The 20129-nt window shown below is 60.3% G+C and carries 14 protein-coding genes and 4 tRNA genes; 5 read left to right on the top strand and 13 right to left on the bottom strand.

Annotated features, from left to right (window positions below):
* Positions 1-10: 10 nt before the first annotated feature.
* From ACZ5BO_RS30075 to ACZ5BO_RS30090, 4 genes are all read right to left on the bottom strand, one after another.
* Entirely contained in the window at positions 11-2458 is a 2448-nt protein-coding gene (locus ACZ5BO_RS30075; protein WP_464697282.1) for an outer membrane usher protein, read from the bottom strand.
* A 96-nt stretch (positions 2459-2554) separates the two neighbouring features.
* Positions 2555-3100, bottom strand: coding sequence for a fimbrial protein (locus ACZ5BO_RS30080; RefSeq protein ID WP_464697284.1), 546 nt, complete (start codon positions 3098-3100; stop codon positions 2555-2557).
* 69 nt (positions 3101-3169) lie between these two features.
* Positions 3170-3727, bottom strand: a complete 558-nt coding sequence (locus tag ACZ5BO_RS30085) for a fimbrial protein (RefSeq protein ID WP_025129159.1) — start codon at positions 3725-3727, stop codon at positions 3170-3172.
* A gap of 396 nt (positions 3728-4123) precedes the next feature.
* Entirely contained in the window at positions 4124-4753 is a 630-nt protein-coding gene (locus ACZ5BO_RS30090) for a response regulator transcription factor (protein WP_025129160.1), read from the bottom strand.
* 389 nt (positions 4754-5142) lie between these two features.
* Here ACZ5BO_RS30090 and ACZ5BO_RS30095 point away from each other — a divergent pair, with 389 nt between their 5' ends.
* Together ACZ5BO_RS30095 and ACZ5BO_RS30100 are read left to right on the top strand one after the other, a co-directional pair.
* Positions 5143-6315 (top strand): EAL domain-containing response regulator, encoded by a 1173-nt coding sequence (locus tag ACZ5BO_RS30095; RefSeq protein WP_029978435.1) that lies wholly within the window; start codon positions 5143-5145, stop codon positions 6313-6315.
* Between the two features lie 139 nt (positions 6316-6454).
* On the top strand, positions 6455-10108 hold the full coding sequence (locus tag ACZ5BO_RS30100; RefSeq protein ID WP_464697287.1) for a transporter substrate-binding domain-containing protein: 3654 nt from the start codon (positions 6455-6457) through the stop codon (positions 10106-10108).
* 111 nt (positions 10109-10219) lie between these two features.
* Here ACZ5BO_RS30100 and ACZ5BO_RS30105 read toward each other — a convergent pair.
* The 7 genes from ACZ5BO_RS30105 to rluD form a co-directional block, all read right to left on the bottom strand.
* Positions 10220-10296, bottom strand: a tRNA-Pro gene (locus ACZ5BO_RS30105).
* Between the two features lie 93 nt (positions 10297-10389).
* A tRNA-Lys gene (locus tag ACZ5BO_RS30110) sits at positions 10390-10465 on the bottom strand.
* A gap of 5 nt (positions 10466-10470) precedes the next feature.
* A tRNA-Pro gene (locus tag ACZ5BO_RS30115) sits at positions 10471-10547 on the bottom strand.
* A gap of 9 nt (positions 10548-10556) precedes the next feature.
* A tRNA-Asn gene (locus ACZ5BO_RS30120) sits at positions 10557-10632 on the bottom strand.
* Positions 10633-10929: 297 nt separating this feature from the next.
* Positions 10930-13494, bottom strand: a complete 2565-nt coding sequence (clpB, locus tag ACZ5BO_RS30125; protein WP_025129162.1) for an ATP-dependent chaperone ClpB — start codon at positions 13492-13494, stop codon at positions 10930-10932.
* Between the two features lie 130 nt (positions 13495-13624).
* On the bottom strand, positions 13625-14350 hold the full coding sequence (gene pgeF, locus ACZ5BO_RS30130; protein WP_464697288.1) for a peptidoglycan editing factor PgeF: 726 nt from the start codon (positions 14348-14350) through the stop codon (positions 13625-13627).
* Positions 14347-15309 carry a 23S rRNA pseudouridine(1911/1915/1917) synthase RluD gene (gene rluD, locus ACZ5BO_RS30135; RefSeq protein WP_464697290.1) on the bottom strand — a complete coding sequence of 321 codons (963 nt, stop codon included), beginning with the start codon at positions 15307-15309 and terminating at the stop codon, positions 14347-14349. Before rluD ends, pgeF begins: the two co-directional genes overlap by 4 nt.
* 150 nt (positions 15310-15459) lie before the next feature.
* Between rluD and ACZ5BO_RS30140 the strand changes: the two genes are divergently transcribed.
* The 3 genes from ACZ5BO_RS30140 (at position 15460) to ACZ5BO_RS30150 (ending at position 18575) form a co-directional block, all read left to right on the top strand.
* Positions 15460-16482: an outer membrane protein assembly factor BamD gene (locus ACZ5BO_RS30140; protein WP_025129165.1), complete on the top strand. Its 1023-nt coding sequence runs from the start codon at positions 15460-15462 to the stop codon at positions 16480-16482.
* Positions 16483-16610: 128 nt separating this feature from the next.
* Entirely contained in the window at positions 16611-16844 is a 234-nt protein-coding gene (locus tag ACZ5BO_RS30145; RefSeq protein WP_025129166.1) for a PP0621 family protein, read from the top strand.
* 405 nt (positions 16845-17249) lie between these two features.
* Positions 17250-18575 carry a sigma-54-dependent transcriptional regulator gene (locus ACZ5BO_RS30150; RefSeq protein ID WP_464697292.1) on the top strand — a complete coding sequence of 442 codons (1326 nt, stop codon included), beginning with the start codon at positions 17250-17252 and terminating at the stop codon, positions 18573-18575.
* On the opposite strand, the gene thiO is transcribed toward ACZ5BO_RS30150, so the two are convergent.
* Together thiO and ACZ5BO_RS30160 are read right to left on the bottom strand one after the other, a co-directional pair.
* Entirely contained in the window at positions 18572-19672 is a 1101-nt protein-coding gene (gene thiO / locus ACZ5BO_RS30155) for a glycine oxidase ThiO (RefSeq protein WP_025129168.1), read from the bottom strand. The two genes, ACZ5BO_RS30150 and thiO, sit on opposite strands and share 4 nt — an antisense overlap.
* Before the next feature lie 54 nt (positions 19673-19726).
* A complete protein-coding gene (locus tag ACZ5BO_RS30160) occupies positions 19727-20128 on the bottom strand; it encodes a type IV pilin protein (protein ID WP_464697293.1) in 402 nt (133 codons plus the stop codon).
* Position 20129: the final 1 nt, after the last annotated feature.

Raw genomic sequence — 20129 nt, forward strand, 5'->3', positions numbered from 1 at the left:
CATCTCTTGGTTATCCGTTGAGTGGAGAGGAGGAGGCAGACGAGGCCGATGGCAGGCACAGCAGCTGGATTTCGGACTCTGCGCGGGGGTCCAGTTCCGGCAGGGTGAATGCGCACTGGGCAACTCCGTTCCAGTGCAGGGCCATGGTTTCGCCGGCCTTCATGCCACTGAGGTACACCTGGCCATCCTCCCCCATGATTCCGGTGTCCTGGCCGCGGCGATTCTTCACCGTCGCACCGAACGGTGGCGCGCTCTGGTCAGCCAGATGCACCATGACCATGGCCTTGGCACCGGCGATGATGTCGAAACTGCGATAGCCGATGGCCCCTTCGGTCAGGGTGATCTGGGTGACCGACTGGGTGGCTTCCACGTCGTCCGCCAACTGGTCCAGATCGATGCTTGCCTGATTGCGGTAATAGCTGTTGAGGTCGGTGATGACCGCACTGCCAAAACCATTGGTACGGGTCGAGGCGCCGTTGCCGCGCACCGGCACATTGGCCACGCCCTGGGTGTCCACCAGCAGGCGAGTACCTCCCGGCATGCCGGTGCGATGCAGTGCGCCCCCCTGCGCAGTGAGGGTTGCGCCGCCCTGGAGCGACAGCCCGGCAGAGCGGTATTGCCCGGTCTGGTAGCTGGCACTGGCCACGACCTGGGCCTGGCTGCCCTCGTGGGTCAGGTAACCGCTGGCGGTCTTGCCCGAACGAGCAGTACCGGCACTGAGCGAATAGCTGTTGCGCTCATCCACGCGGTCGTAATAACTCAGGTTGTGGGTGGTTTCGGTACGACTGGTAGCGGCGCTATAGCTGTAGGAAGCCCCATCCCCCCAGGGCATGCTCAGGGACAGATACGCCCCATCATCGACCCGGCCATAGGTCTGGTTGCGATAGGCCGTCAACGACAGGCTCAGGTTCTTGACCCAGCCCAGATCGAAATAACGTGATACCGACAGGCTGTAGCGGTCGCTTGGCGCACTGCTCCAGTAGGTCTGATGGTTGTAGTCCAGGTACAGGCTCAGGTTCTGGTCGCGGAAATTCTTGTTGAGCGAAACCTTGTACATTTCCTTGCTCTGGTTGATGGGCCGACCGCTGCGCCGGGCATCGATGAACTCGTTCATGCTCATGAAGTTCTCTTCGGAAAAGCGATAGCCAGCGAAGGTCACCTGGCTGTCGTACTCTTCGAAACGCTTCGAGTAGCTGACGCGATAGGACTTGCCCGATAGGCTGCTGGCCTGGGGCAAGTTTGCGTTGGACTGGGTCACGTCCACGGAGATCGCCCCCAGTACGCTCAGGTCGCGACCGAGGCCCAAGGCCAGTGAGGTGTAGTCCTGGGCACCCAGGCCACCGCCATACAGCGACCAGCCGTTACTGACGCCCCAGGAAAACTCGCCGGAGGCGAAGCTGGGGCCGTCCATGCTGTGATCCCAGTCCGAAGGTTTGCCGAACGCCATCTTGTAGCGCACCGTGCCTGGCCGGGTCAGATAGGGAATGCTCGCCGTATCGACCTGAAACTCCTGGAGACTGCCGTCCTGCTCCTCGACCCGCACATCCAGCTTGCCGCTCACGGCGTTATTCAGGTCCTGGATACGGAAGGGGCCTTGGGGCACTTGGGTGTCATACAGAACCCGCCCCTGTTGCTTGACCAGGACCCGGGCGTTGGTTCGGGCCACACCGCGGATCTCCGGCGCATAACCTCGCAGGTTGGGCGGCAGCATCCCTTCGTTGGTCCCCAGGCTCGCGCCGGTGTAGCGGAAGCTGCCAAACAGGTTCGAGTTCAGGTAGCCCTCCCCCAGGGTCAAGTCTGCCCCCAACCCGGGAATCGCCCGCAAGGCATAGAAACGACTCCAGTCGAAAGTTCGCGTGGATGGCTGTCCGGCCCCCCGCTGCATTTGCATTTGCCAGTCAGCACGCATGCGCCAGGCCCCGAGGTTGAAACCCGCGGTGCCATTGCCGGACAGTTCATGGCTGGAACCTTGGGAGCCACGGCGCTCGGTGGTCAGGGCGTTGAAGTTGTAATCCAGCAAGATCCCGGGAATGCCGTTGTCCCAGCGCGAAGGCGGATCCCAGTTGGCTGCCGTGTATTCCAGGGCCTCCTGGGGAACGCTGAGATACAAGACGCCACGTCCAAGATCGCCACGCACCAGCATGCCGGGGATGCTGCCAATATCCAGGCAAGCACCTTGGTGCGACCATTTCAGGGCCGGGAGCAACCTGGGCTTGAGCCCCAGATCCTGTACCAGATCCGGCGTGAGGCAAGCCACGCTGCCTTGGGGATCATCTTCGGGGGCAATGAACTGCACTGGACTTTCCGGCAACGACTCCTGATTGACTTGAAGCACCAGGCGATACTGCCCCGGCATGATGAAGTTGGCCTTGGAAAACAGCCCAAGATCAATATGCTGTTGATCCTGAAGATCCAGAACATCAGTATTGAATTGAAACTCTTCGGCGGCACTAGCCACGCCGGTAACACACCACAAAGTAGCGGCAACCAATACCCTGTGTTGGCCCACGAGACTAACTTCCTTCGTGACTTCAAATAAAACCGGCACTCACGATCAGAAGTGGTGAATTCTGAGTCTGATCGTGGCGTGATAATCACCAGCATTGAGCGCACTGCCACTACCGGCCAGCGTCAGCGAATAGTTGAGCGCCCTGTTTCTGGCAATCACTTCATTGCCCTTAAGTGGAACGCCAGGAATAACCAGGTTTCCGAATTGATCTTTTATCTGTATGGCAATGCCCTTGGCCGTGCCTTGAGTAATGAAGTACTGACCATTACCGTCACCTTCAAACACCAGGGCGAAAGATTTGAATACCGAGTCGTTGACCCGAGCATTGCTCGAACCACAATTGATGATTGAAATAGTCAGCGGCTGTTGAGTCGAAGCCTCACCATTGACCAACCCATGGATCGGCGTTGGCATCATGCGGATGGCCTGATATTGATTGTCTATACGTATGGCACAGGCCGCATCGAAGATTGAGCCAGACATATGCATCCGCCCCTTGAGCCACTCTTCACCTTCAACAGCAGACGCCTGGGGCTGGGCGCAAAGACCCAGGAACACGGCGATCCCCGGAACTATCATCGAGCGACTCATAAAATCTCCCGGGCGCATCCGAGGCCCTCATGCGTAGAGGGCCTCAGGACCTAGCTGGGCCGCTGCAACTTACTGATAGGCCAACTTGAAGCTGGCCGTCGCATCGAAGTCGCCGACGCCGATTTCAGCAGGCTTGGCGGGATCCTCTCCCTTCACGGGTTGCATATCACCCTGCAGGTAAGCAGTGAAACGCAGTTCGCTGCTACCGTTGGCCAACGCCTGAGCGTCCGAGGCAGTACCCAGTTTGATCAGCACGCCTTGCTGGTTGGCGATCGCCAGGCTGGCCCCCGAAGCACTTCCCTTGAGCGCCAGCAGGCCATCAGTAATCGAGTTCGGGCCGTCAAAAGTGGCGGTGGCGCTTTTCAGGGACTCCAGGTCACAGCCACTCAACTTGATGGAGAATGGCTGCGGCGCAGACTTGCCTCCATCTTTCAGATCTCGGGCAGAGATGGGCTGCAACTGGAAAGACTGGGAGCCGCTTTCACCCGCCACAATAGAGCAAGGCGCATCGTGAATGCTGCCGGAAAACTCTATGACGCCACTCCTTCCATCATTTGCCATGCTGAAGCCTGAAACAGAACCAAGAACAATTGCGGCAACAGCAGCCGCCATCTTGCTGAATGTCATTATGAGGTCCTTAACGAATACCCTTTAAGTTGAATGGCAACAAAAAAACAACCACAGGCGTTAGGGCAAACCAAGTAAAACCAAACTTGATCACCCGCGAGTTAGTTCATCTTTAGTGCTGGTTATTATTCTATTTTTATCAAAATGAAATTAAGATAAGACAAATTCGATAGGAGACTAGGAAATTTCCTAGTCCCGACTTCGCCCACCTTAAACATGCTTCAGCCACCCTCCGCCCACCTGCGACACGGTGGTCGAACAAGAAGGAAACAGGTGGCAAGCAGCGATGAGGCGCCAGGTCCCAATAGGCCCAGCAACGATAAGGCCAGGCGGCCTCTAGATCAGTCGTCGATCAACAGCAGGTCGACTGCCCGCACAACCTGCCGTGACCAGGACTCAGGGAATCAGTGAGTTGCGCTTGGCGAACTCCGCCAGGCCGACCTGCGATCCCAACCCGAGCTTTTGCAGCAACCGGGTCTTGTAAGTGCTGACGGTTTTGTTGCTGAGAAACAGCTTTTCACCGATCGCCTTGTTGGAGTAACCCTGAGCCAGGTATTGCAGCACGATCATTTCCCGATCGGTCAACAAACCGATCTGTTCAACCTCGGACTTCTGCTGCATCGGCGGAGCGGACACATCCTGGGCCATTGACGGATAGAAAGTGTATCCGGCCAATACGGCATTCAATGCCACCACCAGATTGCTCAGGTCCTCTTCCTTGTTGACGAAACCACGGGCGCCCAACTGAATGCAGCGCCTGCAGAAACTTTCCACCGACTGCGAGGTGAGCACCAGTACTTCAGTGCGCAACTCCAGGGCCTTGATGCGGGCAAGCACCTTGAGCCCATCGAGCTTGGGAATACCGATGTCGAGGATTACCACATCCGGCACATGCTCACGCACGAGTTCGAGGGCATCCAGGCCATTATCCGTTTCGGCCACCACACACATATCGTTCTTTTCCAACAAGACCTTAACGGCAAGCCGAACAACAGGGTGGTCGTCAACTATCAATACGCTGTGCATACAGTGTTTTCACCTTAATAGCTTGGCTCTCGGCCAAGTGTTGCTGCTGGTAGAAATATACTTTATCGGACACCACCCAGATTAAACTTTCATACCCACTCAAACATGAGTACAGCAGGTGTTGTGTCAGCAAAATGCGTGACTTCCACCATAAAGTTCAGCACCTGTGGCTCAAACTCCGAAGGCTACTGCTGATATGCCATTCCGTCCCTGAGGCGCAGATTCTCGACAAACTCACTAGGACACAAGCGGTTATCGATTCTCACCTAACGAATCAGACGGTCTGATTTTTCACTAAGAAATTTCCTGCGACATATGGGGATACTCCTAATGGACCTTGCTCGGGAGCCTTAAGCAAGATGGCCGGTAAACAACGAAGTGAGCCGGCCATGCAAGACCTTGTAGTTCTGGTGCTGGAAGATGAACCGCTGCAGCGACTGGTCACCGTTACCGCCCTGAAAAAAGTCATGTCCGGGCAGATCCATGAAGCCGCAGACGGTCAAGAAGCCCTGGCGCTGCTGGAGGCGTGCACCAAGGTGGACATCGCCATCTGCGACTTGAAAATGCCGGGAATGGATGGCCTGGCCTTTCTGCGCCACGCCAGCCATAGCGGCAAGTTGCACTCGGTGATCCTGTGCAGCCAGGTCGACCCGCTGCTGCGTCAGACCACAGTGTCGATGATCGACCGCCTGGGCCTGAATTTCCTCGGCGACCTGGGCAAGCCCTTCGACCTGGAGCGCATCACCCGCTTGCTCACCTGTTACCAGGCACAGCGCAACGATAGGGCCAAGCCCCTGGAAAAGGCCGAACTGCCGAGCCTGGCCGACATGATCCGCGGCCTGGATAACGGTGAATTCGAGGCCTACTACCAGCCCAGAGTCGCGCTCGACAGCGCTACGCTGCTGGGTGCGGAAGCCCTCGCCCGATGGAACCACCCACAACTGGGAGTGCTGCCCCCCTCACACTTTCTCTACATCATGGAGCATCACAACCTGCTCGAGCGGCTGTTCTGGCAACTCTTCGATCAAGGCCTGTCCTTGCGGCGCGAACTGGCAGACAAAGGCATTTCCCTGAACATGTCCTTCAACCTGCACCCCTCACAACTGGCCTCCCAGACCCTGACCGAGTCGATTGCCTCCCTGCTTGAACTGTTCCAGGTCCCTGCCGGCAGCATCACCTTCGAAATCACCGAGACCAGCTTGCTCAGCGCCCCGGCCAGCAGCCTGGAGAACCTGGTACGCCTGCGCATCATGGGCTGCGGGCTGGCCATGGATGATTTCGGCGCCGGCTACTCCTCCCTCTATCGCCTGTGCGAGTTGCCCTTCAGCCAGATCAAGCTGGACGGGACCTTTGTACGTAAGATGCATCAGCCAAGGAGCAGCGCAGTCATCAGCTACACCGTGGCCCTGGCCCGTGCCTTGGGGATGACCCTGGTTATCGAAGGAGTGGAAACGCGAGAACAGCAAGAGCGCCTGATAAAGCTCGGTTGCTCGATGGCCCAGGGTTTTCTGTTCGCACGGCCCATGCCAGAAGGGCACTTCAGCGCCTATTGCCTCAACTGAAGCGGTCTCGACGAGGGCTGACAGTTTACAACCGACCGGTCAGGCGATAACACAGGGCCATTGTCGGCACATCGCCTACTCGGTGCGCCTGGCTCTTTGACTTCTGATCATTCTTTCCTGACAAACATCTGAAGCGCTCATGCATTTACGACTTATCTGGCTCTTTATCTGCCTGGCGATCACCGGCGCTCAACTGGCTGCGGCCGACACACCTTCGCAGCCCAAGACGCTTTACAGCCCGCTGCTTCTCGACCAGAAAGATCTGGCTATCGAAGACAAGGACTGGCGCTGGCTACGCCATAAGTCCGAGCTGAAAATTGCGGTGGCTGCCACAGGAACGGCGCCACTCTATGTGAGCTACCACGACAGCAACTACGAGGGTATTACCGCCGACGTCACGGCCCTGATTGGGCAGATGCTCGGCCTGCGCATCAAGGTCGTGCCCTTTCGCACCCAGGAGGACGCCCGGCTAGCCCTGCTGGCCGGTGATATCGATGTCATCGCCAGCTACCACTCGGGGGCGACAACCGATCCCATCAGCTACACCCGGCCCTTCGCCGAAAGCCCCTTGGCGCTGTTCAAGCGCAACGACGAGCAGCGTAACTCTCCCGCTGATCTGGCCGGCCTGCGCATTGCCGTCACCCTGGAACACAGCGTCGAGATGCAGGAGCGCTTTCCCCACGCGCGATTCACCATCTACCCCAGCCACGACGAAGCGATAGCTGCAACAGCGTTCGGCCACACCGATCTGTACGCCGGTGACCTGCTCAGCGCCTATTTTCGACTCAACCGGTCCTACTACGGCTATCTCAAGTTCGAGCGTTTCGCCGGTTTGAAGAAAGCCGGCTACGCCTACGCCTTGAAAGGCAGCAACCTGCGCCTGCAACGAATACTCGATCAAAGCATCAACGCCCTGGGCAAGGACAAGCTCAGAAGCCTGAGCCGACGCTGGGTAGGCAGAGGCTTCCTGCCAACGGATGAAAAAGTACCGCTCAGCACAGACGAATCGCGCTGGATCGCACGCCACCCGGTGGTACGGCTGATGATCAACGATGACCTGGCCCCCGTGGCATTCTTCGATGCCAACGGGGTCTTCTCAGGTATCACCGCCGAGCTGCTGGAAGTGATTGCCCAGCGTACGGGCCTGCATTTCCAGGTCACCGCCCGCAACGGTGCGTACCCCCAGCAAATAAAGGCATTGCAGGACTCGGAGGCGGACCTGGCGATCATGACCAACAGTGCGCAACGACAGGAAAACCTGCGTTTCACTCGCCCCTTTCTCACCAGCCCGTTCGTCATGGTCACAGCAGCCGACAACAACGGTAAGGCATTGCCACCCGGGGACCTGGTCGGCAAGCGTCTGGCGATTCCCTCCGGGCACGTTACCTTGCAATACGTACGCGATCTCTATCCCGACACCGAGGTGATTGAAGCCGGCGCCTCATTGGACGCGATGAACATGGTGTACGAAGGCAAGGCTGCAGCCGCCGTGGTAGCGATGCCCACTGCCCGCTACTACATTGTCCGGCTGTTTCAAAACCGCCTGGCCATTGCCGACCTGATCCATAGCAACCCGGCAAACGCCAGTTTCGCCTTGCGTCGCAGCGATCCGGAACTGCAGTCCATTCTCGACAAGGCCCTGCTCAGCCTGCCCGCCGACGACCTGAATGCGATCGCCAGTCACTGGCGCTCGCCACCGGGCATGAGTGGCGAAACCTGGCGTGACTATCAACTGATGATCACCGAAATCATTACTGGTGCGGCGCTGCTGCTCCTGCTGACGATGACCTGGGTGCTGTACCTGCACCGCCGGATCAAGACCGAGAAACTGCTCAATGACCAGTTGCGCTTTGTCGAGGCCCTGACTGAAAGCATGCCCCCCGCCCTCTATGTCCGCGACATCGAAGGGCACATGCTGTCCTGCAACCTCAGCTACCTGCAAAGCATCGGCCTGACTGCCGAGCAGGTCCTGAACAAGACAGTGCAAGCGCTACCCAAGGAGAATTTCTCGGCAGAGTCCGACCTGCACCAGAGCTACTTGAAGGCAATCAATGAAGGCACGACCGTCAAGTCGGTGTACGCGATCCAACTGCAGGGCAAGGATGTCTGGATCGATCACTGGATCCAGCCATTCCAGGACTCCCACGGCATCACCAAAGGGGTGATCTGTGGCTGGCTGGACATTACCGAGCATCGCCATCTGGTTCAGGAACTGAAGAAGGCAAAAAACCTCGCCGACCAGGCCAGCCGGGCCAAGACCACATTCCTGGCGACCATGAGCCATGAAATTCGCACGCCGATGAATGCGATCATCGGCATTCTGGAACTGGCACTCAAACGTGCCGACGATGACCAGATCGAACGCTCCAGCATCGAAATTGCCTACAGCTCCGCCAGGAGCCTGCTGGAACTGATCGGTGACATTCTCGATATCGCCCGCATCGAATCCGGACGGCTCAGCCTCTCGCCCAAGCGCGCCAACCTGCGCGAGCTGGTGGAGTCGGTTGTCCGTGTCTTCGAAGGCCTGGCGCGACAGAAGCGCCTGAACCTGATCCTCGAGATCGACGCCACCATCAACGGTGATGTGCTGGTGGACGGGATGCGCTTCAAGCAGATCCTTTCCAACCTTATCAGTAACGCGATCAAGTTCACCGAAGAGGGCTTCATCAAGGTGGCCCTCACCGGAGATCTGCTGGAGGATGCCTTGTTGCAGGTCAGGCTCAGTGTCGAGGACTCCGGGATCGGCATCTCCCCAGCCGACCAGGAGTGCCTGTTCCAACCCTTCGCCCAGGTCGAGCGCAATGTGCAGAATGCAGACGGCACCGGCCTGGGCCTGGTGATCTGCCGCTCGCTGTGCGCGATGATGGGCGGCCAGGTGACCATGACCAGCTCGCTGGGACAAGGCACCTGCATTGATGTCGAACTGCGCCTGCAGACACTGGAGCGCATCGCCCCATCCGAACGCCCGAACCCGAGCAAGATCCGGCACATGTACCGCCTGCAGATCCTGATAGTCGACGACCATTCGGTGAACCGTGAGGTGCTGCAACAGCAATTGAGCTTCCTCGGCCATGATACCGTCGAGGCAGCCAACGGTCGGGATGCCCTGGAGCTCTGGCGCCAGCAGGCGTTCGATCTGATCATCACCGACTGCCACATGCCCATCATGAATGGGGCTGATCTGACCCAGGCGATTCGCCACGACGAGCGCCAGAGCGCCTGCGCACCGACAATGATCATCGGCCTGACCGCCGATGCCCAGCCCGAAGAAGTGGAGCGCTGCATCCTGGCCGGGATGAACGAATGCCTGATCAAGCCCATCAGCCTGGATGAGCTGGAACGGCGCCTGCAAACCATAAGCCTTGCTGACGACGAACAGGAGGAGCTGCCAACGTTGCCGGCACCGCCAAAGAAAGGCTTTGGCGCGCCTCGGGTGTTCGACCTGGAGTCGCTGCACTCGCTGGTGGGCGGCGAACCGACGATGCTGCACCACATCCTGAGTGAACTGCTCACCAACAATCGCTTGGATTTGCAAAGCCTCACGACCCTGCTCGAGGAGCAGGCAACGGCGGAGCTTGCAGAGTTGGCCCACCGCATCAAAGGCGCCGCGCGGGTGGTGAAAGGCGAGCAGTTGGTAGAAAGCTGTCGCCAACTGGAAGATGCCTGCCTGAGTCCCGAGCTTTCCCTGGGCATGATCACGGAATGCGTGGCACAGGTAGTACAGGCAATCGAGACCCTGGAGCAACGCCTTCTGGAGCAACAGGAAATCTGGGCGGAACCGTCCATCCCATGAACGACACGGAAACTGGCTCGCCCTGCAGCGTCCAACCTGCTCATCGCCACGAGGCATTTTTTGCGGGCAAACGAAAAAGGGCACCTCGAGAGGTGCCCTTTTTCGTGAATATGGTCGGGGTAAGGGGATTCGAACTCCTGACATCCTGCTCCCAAAGCAGGCGCGCTACCGGACTGCGCTATACCCCGGTAAAAAAAAGGCACCTTCGAGAGGCGCCTTCTTCGAACAGCGCTTTTGGCCTCTGTTCTTAAGATTCAATCCCAGCGAACTGGTTTCAAAAATGGTGGGTCGTGTGGGATTCGAACCTACGACCAATTGGTTAAAAGCCAACTGCTCTACCAACTGAGCTAACGACCCAAAAATGGTCGGGGTAAGGGGATTCGAACTCCTGACATCCTGCTCCCAAAGCAGGCGCGCTACCGGACTGCGCTATACCCCGGTTTGAAATTGGCTCCGTGACCAGGACTCGAACCTGGGACCCAATGATTAACAGTCATTTGCTCTACCGACTGAGCTATCACGGAACTACATATTTCAAGTTACAACTTCTTGCTTCCATCCTCTTCGACTTGTCCGTATCGCTACGTTCATGTCTCTGAGGCGCGCTATTTTACAATCTTAAAACTACCTGTCAACCCCTTAAATTGCTTTTAAGACAATGATTTGCGACTTCATTGCCGGTTTCTTCTAGATCAGAAAAAACCTCGGGGGTGACTGACTGCGGGGCGCACTTTACAAGCCTTTTCCTTACAGTTCAACGCCCTAGTGAAAAAAAAAGGCCTCGCAATGCGAGGCCTCTTTATCAATGCACCGTTTCCGGCTCAGGCGAAGACGATTTCGTCGTCCTGTACTGAAGCGGTGACCGTGGCTCCGGGCAGGAACCCACCGGAGAGGATCATCTGCGCCAACGGGTTCTCGATCCAGCGCTGAATCGCCCGTTTCAGCGGCCGAGCGCCATACACCGGGTCGTAACCCACGGCGATCAGCTTGTCCAAGGCCTCGTCGCTCAGTTCCAGGCTCAGCTCGCGCTCCGCCAGACGACTGCGCAGGCGACCCAACTGGATCTGGGTGATGCCGGCGATCTGATCCCGCGCCAGAGGCTCGAAGATCACCACTTCGTCGACCCGGTTGATGAACTCCGGCCGGAAGTGGGTGGACACCGCGTCCATCACCGCTGCCCGTTGTGCCTCGCGATCCCCTACCAGCTCCTGGATCTGCGCCGAGCCCAGGTTGGAGGTCATGACGATCACCGTGTTGCGGAAATCCACGGTGCGCCCGTGGCTGTCCGTCAGCCGGCCATCTTCCAGGACCTGCAGCAGGATGTTGAACACATCCGGGTGCGCCTTCTCGACTTCGTCCAGGAGGATCACCGAGTACGGCTTGCGACGCACGGCTTCGGTCAGGTAGCCGCCCTCTTCATAACCGACATAGCCTGGTGGCGCACCGATCAGACGAGCCACGGAATGTTTCTCCATGAACTCGGACATGTCGATCCGCACCATGGCCTCTTCGGTATCGAAGAGGAATTCCGCCAGGGCCTTGCACAGCTCGGTCTTACCCACGCCGGTCGGGCCGAGGAACATGAACGAACCGCTGGGCCGGTTCGGGTCGGACAACCCGGCCCGGGAACGGCGCACAGCGTTGGCCACCGCCACCACGGCTTCGTTCTGGCCAATCACCCGCTCGTGCAGCAGGCTTTCCATCTTCAACAGCTTGTCGCGCTCGCCTTCGAGCATTTTCGACACCGGGATGCCGGTCCACTTGGACACCACTTCGGCAATCTCTTCCTCGGTGACCTTGCTGCGCAGCAACTGGTTCTCGCTGTGGCCGTGCTGGTCGACCATCTGCAGGCTGCGCTCCAGATCGGGGATGACCCCGTACTGCAGCTCGGCCATGCGGTTGAGGTCGCCCTTACGCCGCGCGGATTCCAACTCCTGCCGCGACTGCTCGATCTTCTGCTGGATCTGCGCCGAGCCCTGCACTTCGGCTTTTTCCGAGGTCCAGATTTCTTCCAGGTCAGCGTACTCACGCTCCAGGCGCACAATCTCTTCCTGGAGTTTCTCCAGGCGCTTGAGTGCCGCCTCGTCATCCTCTTTCTTCAGTGCCTGAGATTCGACCTTCAGTTGAATCAGGCGCCGCTCCAGGCGATCCAGCACTTCCGGCTTGGAGTCGATCTCCATGCGGATGCGGCTGGCGGCCTCGTCGATCAGGTCGATGGCCTTGTCCGGCAATTGCCGGTCAGTGATGTAGCGATGGCTGAGCTTGGCAGCAGCGATGATCGCGCCATCAGTGATCGCCACCTTGTGGTGCACCTCGTAACGCTCTTTGAGGCCACGCAGGATCGCGATGGTGTCTTCTTCGCTGGGCTCGTCCACCAGCACTTTCTGGAAGCGCCGCTCGAGGGCCGCGTCCTTCTCTATATATTGGCGGTACTCGTTGAGCGTGGTGGCACCGACGCAGTGCAACTCGCCACGGGCCAGGGCCGGCTTGAGCATGTTGCCTGCATCCATCGAGCCTTCGCCCTTGCCGGCGCCGACCATGGTGTGCAGTTCGTCGATGAACAGAATGATCTGCCCTTCCTGTTTCGACAGCTCGTTGAGCAGAGACTTCAGGCGCTCTTCGAACTCACCACGGTATTTGGCACCGGCAATCAATGCCCCCATGTCCAGGGACAGCAGGCGCTTGCCTTTCAGGCCATCGGGCACTTCACCGTTGATGATCCGCTGGGCCAAGCCTTCGGCGATGGCGGTCTTACCCACGCCAGGCTCACCGATCAGCACCGGGTTGTTCTTGGTCCGGCGTTGCAGCACCTGGATGGTCCGACGGATTTCGTCGTCACGGCCAATCACCGGATCAAGCTTGCCGTCTTCGGCGCGCTTGGTCAGGTCGACGGTGTACTTGTCCAGGGCCTGACGCGACTCTTCGACGTTGGCGTCATTCACCGCCTCGCCGCCGCGCAGGTTGTTGATGGCGTTTTCCAGGGCCTTCTTGCTCACGCCCTGGCCCAGCAGCAACTTGCCGAGCTTGCTGTTTTCATCCATGGCCGCCAGCAACACCAGTTCGCTGGAGATGAACTGGTCACCTTTCTGCTGCGCCAGGCGATCGGCCTGGTTGAGCAGGCGTGCCAGGTCCTGGGACATGTTCACGTCGCCAGTGGGGTTCTGGATTTTCGGCAATTGGTCGAGCTCTTTGCTCAACTCCTTGCGCAGGCTGTTGACGTCAAAGCCCACTTGCATCAGCAAGGGCTTGATCGAGCCACCCTGCTGTTCCAGCAGCGCCTGCATCAGGTGTGCAGGTTCAATGGCCGGATGATCAAGACCAACCGCCAGAGATTGAGAATCGGATAAGGCCAGCTGTAACTTGCTGGTTAATCGGTCTATACGCATTAGTCACCTTCCTTTTGAGCAGGCCGGAGCGATGGACACACCTAAATAGAGAAACCTGCCAGATGCTTCTCTAGATGCGGTCGATTCTGGGAGATTCAAGCACCAGTTGCTTGACACAGGTCAGATGAGTCTAGCGCTCAAGCCAGATAAGGGAGGCAAAGCGCCCCGTGCGCGGGCTGCGCCGATAGGAAAAGAAGCGCGGATCGCTCACCGTGCAGTAGCCGCCGCCATAGACCGCAGTCACCCCGCGGGCGGCCAGGCGCAGGCGCGCCAACTGATAGATGTCAGCCATGAAACGCCCGGCATTGCTGCTCGGCACAAAGGCCTGTTCGGCGGCCGGCAGTTGGCCGACGAAGGCTTCACGCACCTCGGCCCCCACTTCAAAGCGCTCGGGCCCAATGGCCGGCCCCAGCCACACCAGGACCTCGGCGGGAGGTGTATCCAGGCTGTCGAGGGTGGCCTCCAGCACGCCCGCCGCCAACCCGCGCCAACCAGCATGGGCCGCAGCGACTCGGGTACCGGCGCGATTGCAGAACAGTGCCGGCAGGCAGTCGGCGGTCATTACCGCACACGCCACGTCCGGGGTGGCGGTCCAACTGGCATCTGCTGTAGCGACTGTGGAGGGATCGGCATGGGCCACGGCAATTCCGTGGACCTGCTGCAACCAGGCCGGGGTGATGGCGAAATGCTCGGTCAGGCGCCGACGGTTCTCGGCCACTGCTTGCGGATCGTCCTCAACATGGTCACCCAGGTTGAGGCTATCGAACGGCGCCAGGCTGACGCCGCCCGTTCGGGTGGTGACACAGGCCTTGACCCCGGCCGGCGCGGGCCAGTCTGGAGTCAGCCAGTCATTCATCCGATAAACGCCTCACGGTCCTGCTTGAGCAACGACAGCAGCCAGACGAAATCGTCTGGCAGCGGCGATTCCCAGCTCATGCGGATACCGGTGGTCGGATGATCCAGCTCCAGGAAGCGTGCATGCAGCGCCTGGCGCGGGAAGTTCTTCAACGACTCGACCATGGTCTGGCTGGCCGCCGGCGGAATGCGGAAACGACCGCCGTACGCAGGGTCGCCCACCAACGGGAAGTTGATGTGGGCCATGTGCACCCGGATCTGGTGGGTACGGCCGGTTTCCAGCTTGACCCGCACATGGGTATGGGAACGGAAGCGCTCCAGCACCCGATAGTGGCTGACAGCCTGCTTGCCACCTTCCATCACCGCCATGCGCTGGCGCTGCTGGCCGTGACGACCGATCGGGGCATTGATCTTGCCCCCGGCGGTCACTACGCCAATCACGATGCACTCGTAGATGCGGCTGACGCTGCGGCTCTGCAGCTGGGCTACCAGTTGGGTCTGCGCCTGGATGGTCTTGGCCACCACCATCAAACCGGTGGTGTCCTTGTCCAGACGGTGGACGATACCGGCCCGCGGTACATTGACGATGTCGGGGACATGGTGCAGCAGGGCGTTGAGCAAGGTGCCATCGGCGTGGCCGGCAGCCGGGTGCACCACCAGGCCCGCAGGCTTGTTGATCACCAGGATCTCATCGTCCTCGTAGACGATGTCCAGCTCGATGTCCTGGGCGATCCACTCGCCCTGGGCCTCCTGCTCGGCAGTCAGTTCGAGAATGGCGCCGCCGTGGACGATGTCTCGCGGGCGAATGACCGCCCCGTCCACCGTCAGGCGGCCGTCCTTGATCCAGGCGGAAAGGCGCGAGCGCGAATGCTCAGCGAATAGTTGGGCGGCGACTTGATCGAGGCGTTGACCGCCCAGTTCGGACGGCACCTCTGCGCGAAGTTCAATTTTATCGGACATGCTCGGACTGGGCGTCGGCACAGCCTTTGGTTTCGGCTGCGCGCTTGTGGTTAAATACGGCGTCTTTTGCCCCGAGGCTTTCAACGGGGCGCTCATCATAACAGGACGGCCCCGCCCAAGACAGCGGCCGTCATAGGGACGCAAGCCGCCATGCAAGTGAAACACCTGCTGCTGATCGCCATCCTCGCACTGACCGCTGCTTGCTCATCGAAGGAAGTCGTTGACGAAAACCTGAGCGAAGTCGAGTTGTACCAGCAGGCGCAGACCGACCTGGACAACCACAGCTATACCAGCGCCACTGCCAAGCTCAAGGCCCTGGAATCGCGCTATCCCTTTGGTCGCTACGCCGATCAGGCACAGCTCGAGCTGATCTATGCCAACTACAAGAACGCCGAGCCGGAAGCTGCCAAGTCCGCCGCCGAGCGCTTCATTCGCCTGCACCCCCAGCATCCGAACGTGGACTACGCCTATTACCTCAAGGGCCTGACCTCGTTCGACCAGGACGTCGGCCTGCTGGCGCGCTTCCTGCCACTGGACATGACCAAGCGTGACCCGGGCGCGGCCCGCGACTCCTACAACGAGTTCGCCCAGCTCACCAGCCGCTTCCCCAACAGCCGCTACGCGCCAGACGCCAAGCAGCGCATGATCTACCTGCGCAACCTGCTGGCGGCCTACGAAATCCACGTGGCCGACTATTACCTGACCCGCCAGGCCTATGTCGCCGCCGCCAACCGTGGCCGCTATGTCGTGGAAAACTTCCAGGAAACCCCTTCCGTGGGTGACGGCCTGGCGGTGATGACCGAGGCCTACCAGCGTCTGCACCTGGACGAGTTGGCCGCCACCAGCCTGGAAACCCTGAAACTCAACTACCCGAACCACCCAAGCCTGGTGGACGGTCAGTTCGTGCCAAGCGTGGCCGAGGCGGACAACCGCTCCTGGCTGAGCAAGGCCACCCTGGGCCTGATCGAATCCCGTCCACCGCTGCCGCCGGGAGAAACCCGCGCCAACCAGGACGTGATGAAGCAATACCAGGATGCCAAGGATGCGATTCCCTCGGAGCTCAAGCCTAAAGACAGCAATGGCGACGCCATCGAAGAGGAAGAACACGAAGCTGCCGGCAACAACAGCGACCGCTCCTGGTTCAGCTACATGACCTTCGGCGTGTTCGACTGATACCGACCGCAGGCATGAAAAAGGGAGACTTGAGGTCTCCCTTTTTCATGCCTGGACCTTTCATGGGCCTGTGCGACCGACGGGCGCTTGGCTAAACTGCCGGATCTTTCACCACAAAGCTGGTTGCCATGGTTCGTCTACTGTTCTGGATCGCTCTGATTGCCGCTGCGGTATGGTTCTGGCGCAAGTTCAAGCGCCCTGCCTCGCCCCCCCGCACCTCCCACGAACCGGCCAGCACCCCCATGGTGCGCTGCGCCCATTGTGGCGTGCACCTGCCGCAAGACCGGGCATTGGGCCTGTCACAGCAATGGTATTGCAGCCAGGCGCACTTGGAGCAAGGCCCGACCAACCAGGATCGCTGATGCCTGGGGCAAGGAACTCAAGGGTGAAAAACAGCGTCTGACACGGACCATCCACGGCCTTGGTCAGCGCATGAACCGGCTCGTCGCCCGTCTTCTCCCCTTGCCCTCCCCGCCACAGGACCTGTCCTGTGGTCCCGGGACACCTGAAAGACCACTCCTCGCGCACAATTGGCTACACAATAACCAGCACCGTCTATACACCCCTCCACCATTGAACCGGCCAGCTTCGAGCCCATGCGCAGCTGCTTCGCCCTGCCCCAACGGCACATGCGGGCGCCAATACCCGGGCCGCCCCCAGTACCTGGCGTCCAGCGCAATCGCCCCGGCGAGCCTAGACTTCAACTCTCGCGCACAAGACCGGCGTCGTTCCCCGCCGCTCATTCACGGATGAAGATTGCTGCCACCATGAATCCACTGCAGACGGTGCTGGTGGTCGATGAGGCCACGGAAATCCGCGCCCTAGTGGAAATCACCCTCGGCCGGATGCGCCTGCTCACCCAGAGTGCACGCACCCTGCAGGAGGCCCGGGCGCGCCTGGCTCAGGAGCGCTTCGATCTGTGCCTGACCGACCTGCAACTGCCGGACGGCAGCGGGCTGGAGTTGCTGCAACACATCCGCCAGTGCCATCCCGGCCTGCCCGTGGCGGTGCTGAGCAGCAGCGCCAACGATGAAATCACCGCCAGCGCCCTGCAAGCCGGGGCCTGCGACCTGCTGCACAAGCCTCTGGATCTCAAGCACCTGCGGGAACTGGTGGGCGATACCCTGAAACGACGGCCATGCTCCACGACCGCCCCACAACTGCTGGGAAGCTCGCCCCCCATGGAGGCTCTGCGCCAGCATATCGACAAGCTGGCCCGCAGCCAGGCGGCGGTCTATATCAGCGGCGAGTCCGGCAGCGGCAAGGAGCGCGTGGCCCGTCTGCTCCACCAGCTGGGCCCCAGGGCCCGGCAGCCGTTCATTCCGGTCAACTGTGGCGCCATTCCTGGCGAACTGATGGAGAGCGAGTTCTTCGGGCACTGCAAAGGCAGCTTCAGCGGCGCCATCGCGGATCAGCCGGGGCTGTTCCAGGCGGCTCACGGGGGCACTCTGTTTCTCGACGAGGTCGCCGACCTGCCCCTGGGCATGCAGGTAAAACTGCTGCGGGCACTGCAGGAAAAGTCGGTGCGCGCCGTGGGCAGCCAGCAGGAAAAAGCGGTCGACGTGCGGGTTCTGTCAGCCACCCACAAGGACCTGAAGCACGAGGTCGCGGCCGGACGTTTTCGCCAGGACCTCTATTACCGTTTGAATGTCATCGAACTGCAGGTGCCGGCCTTGCGTGAACGCCGAGGAGACATCGGGATACTGGCGCGGCATATTCTCCAGCGCCTGGCCCGCGACAGCGGTAGCCCGGCTGTCCAACTGCGCCCCGAAGCACTGCAAGCCCTGGAGCAATACGGATTTCCCGGCAACGTGCGGGAGCTGGAGAACCTGCTGGAGCGGGCCCAGACCCTCTGCGAAGGCCCCTGGATAGAGCGCGACGATCTGCATTTGCCAACGCCGGAAAGCCCCGGCACCAGCGCCTCGTCAACCGCCCCCAGGCTCGACCTGGCACTGCACCTGCAGCAGGTGGAGCGCCAGTTGCTGCTCCAGGCCCTGGAGCAGACCCGCTGGAACCGCACAGCGGCGGCTCAGCGCTTGAGCCTGTCGTTTCGTTCAATGCGCTATCGCATGAAGAAGCTCGGGCTGGATTAGAGCCGGCCCTCGGGCGCATAGGGCGCAGGGTCGATAATCGGCGGGCGCCCCAGCAGCAGGTCGCAAAACAGCTGGCAAGAAGCGGGCGCCAGTACCAGGCCGTTGCGGTAATGCCCGCAATTGAGCCACAGGCCGGAAAACCCCGGTACTGGCCCGATATAGGGAATGCCTTCCGGAGAGCCCGGGCGCAAACCGGCCCAGTGCCCCACCACCTCGGCCTGGGCCAGGGCCGGAATCAGCTCCACGGCGGATGCCTTGAGGCTGTCCAGGGCCGATTCGGTCGGAGTCTTGTCGAACCCCTCATGCTCTAGGGTACTGCCCACCAGGATGTGACCATCGCGCCGGGGAATCGCATAGCGCCCCTTGGCCAAAACCATGCAGGAAAGGAAGTCGGCGGCGCATTTGTAGAGGATCATCTGCCCCTTGACCGGTTCCACCGGTAGCTCCAGCCCCAGACTGCCCAGCAATTCGCCGCTCCAGGCGCCGGCACAGAGCACCACCTGATCGGCATGAATCTCGCCCAGCGAGCTGTGTACGCCGATGACTCGCTGACCGTCACGGATGAAACCGCTGACCGTGCATTGCTCGTCAATATGCACATTGGGCAAGGCCATCAAGGCGGCCTTGAGGGATTTGACCAGTCGCGGATTGCGCACATTGGCCACGTCAGCCATGTAGATCGCCTGCTGGTAACCGCGCCCCAGCACCGGCACCGCATCATGCACGGCACAGATATCCACGCTACTCAGAGGGCGGCCTTCACGCTGCGCCCACTCCAGGGCCTGGGCCTGGTCCTCCAGGTCCAGCCAGTAGAGCCCGGTGGTATGCACCTCTGGATCAACCCCGGTGGCACTGAACAGCTGCGCCGCCAGCTGTGGATAAAAATCCTGGGACCAATGGGCCAGGGCGGTGACCGCCGGGCTATAGCGCCATGGATAGAGAGGCGACACAATCCCGCCTCCCGCCCAGGACGACTCGCGTCCCAGCCCCGCACGCTCCAGGAGCCGCACCTGCAGGCCCTGTGAGGCCAGATTGAAGGCGCTGAGCAGGCCGATGACCCCGCCGCCCACCACCAGCACTTGCTGTTGTTTAGCCATAGTCCGATCCAATCATGAGAAAGACAGAGGGCGCCGCAGCCCCCGAACAGATAATCAGCGCCCCCAGCAATCCTTCGCCGTCACACCTTCGGCCTGGCCGCTGACGCCAATGGCGCCGGTCTGGTCGAGGGTGAAGCTGCCGCACTTGTCAGCGGCCATCAGCCCATCGGCCTTCGGCGTCGCGGTCAGCGAGAAGCCTGTGTCGGTCAAGGTCGGGGTGATGCTGTAGTACTCGTTGCCGGCACTCAGGTCCGCAGCCCCGGTATAGACCCCGGCCTTGGAGTAGTGACGCTCGAGCTGCTGGGCCTGCTCGGTGAGCAGCACTGCGATCTCGCTGCGATGGGGCTTCTTCAGGTATTCGGTGAGGCTGGGGAGGCTCAAGGTAAGGACCAGACCGATGATCGCAATCACGATCATGATTTCGATCAGGGTAAAACCTTGGTTGGATCTGCGCATG

This window comes from Pseudomonas sp. FFPRI_1, assembly GCF_055384485.1.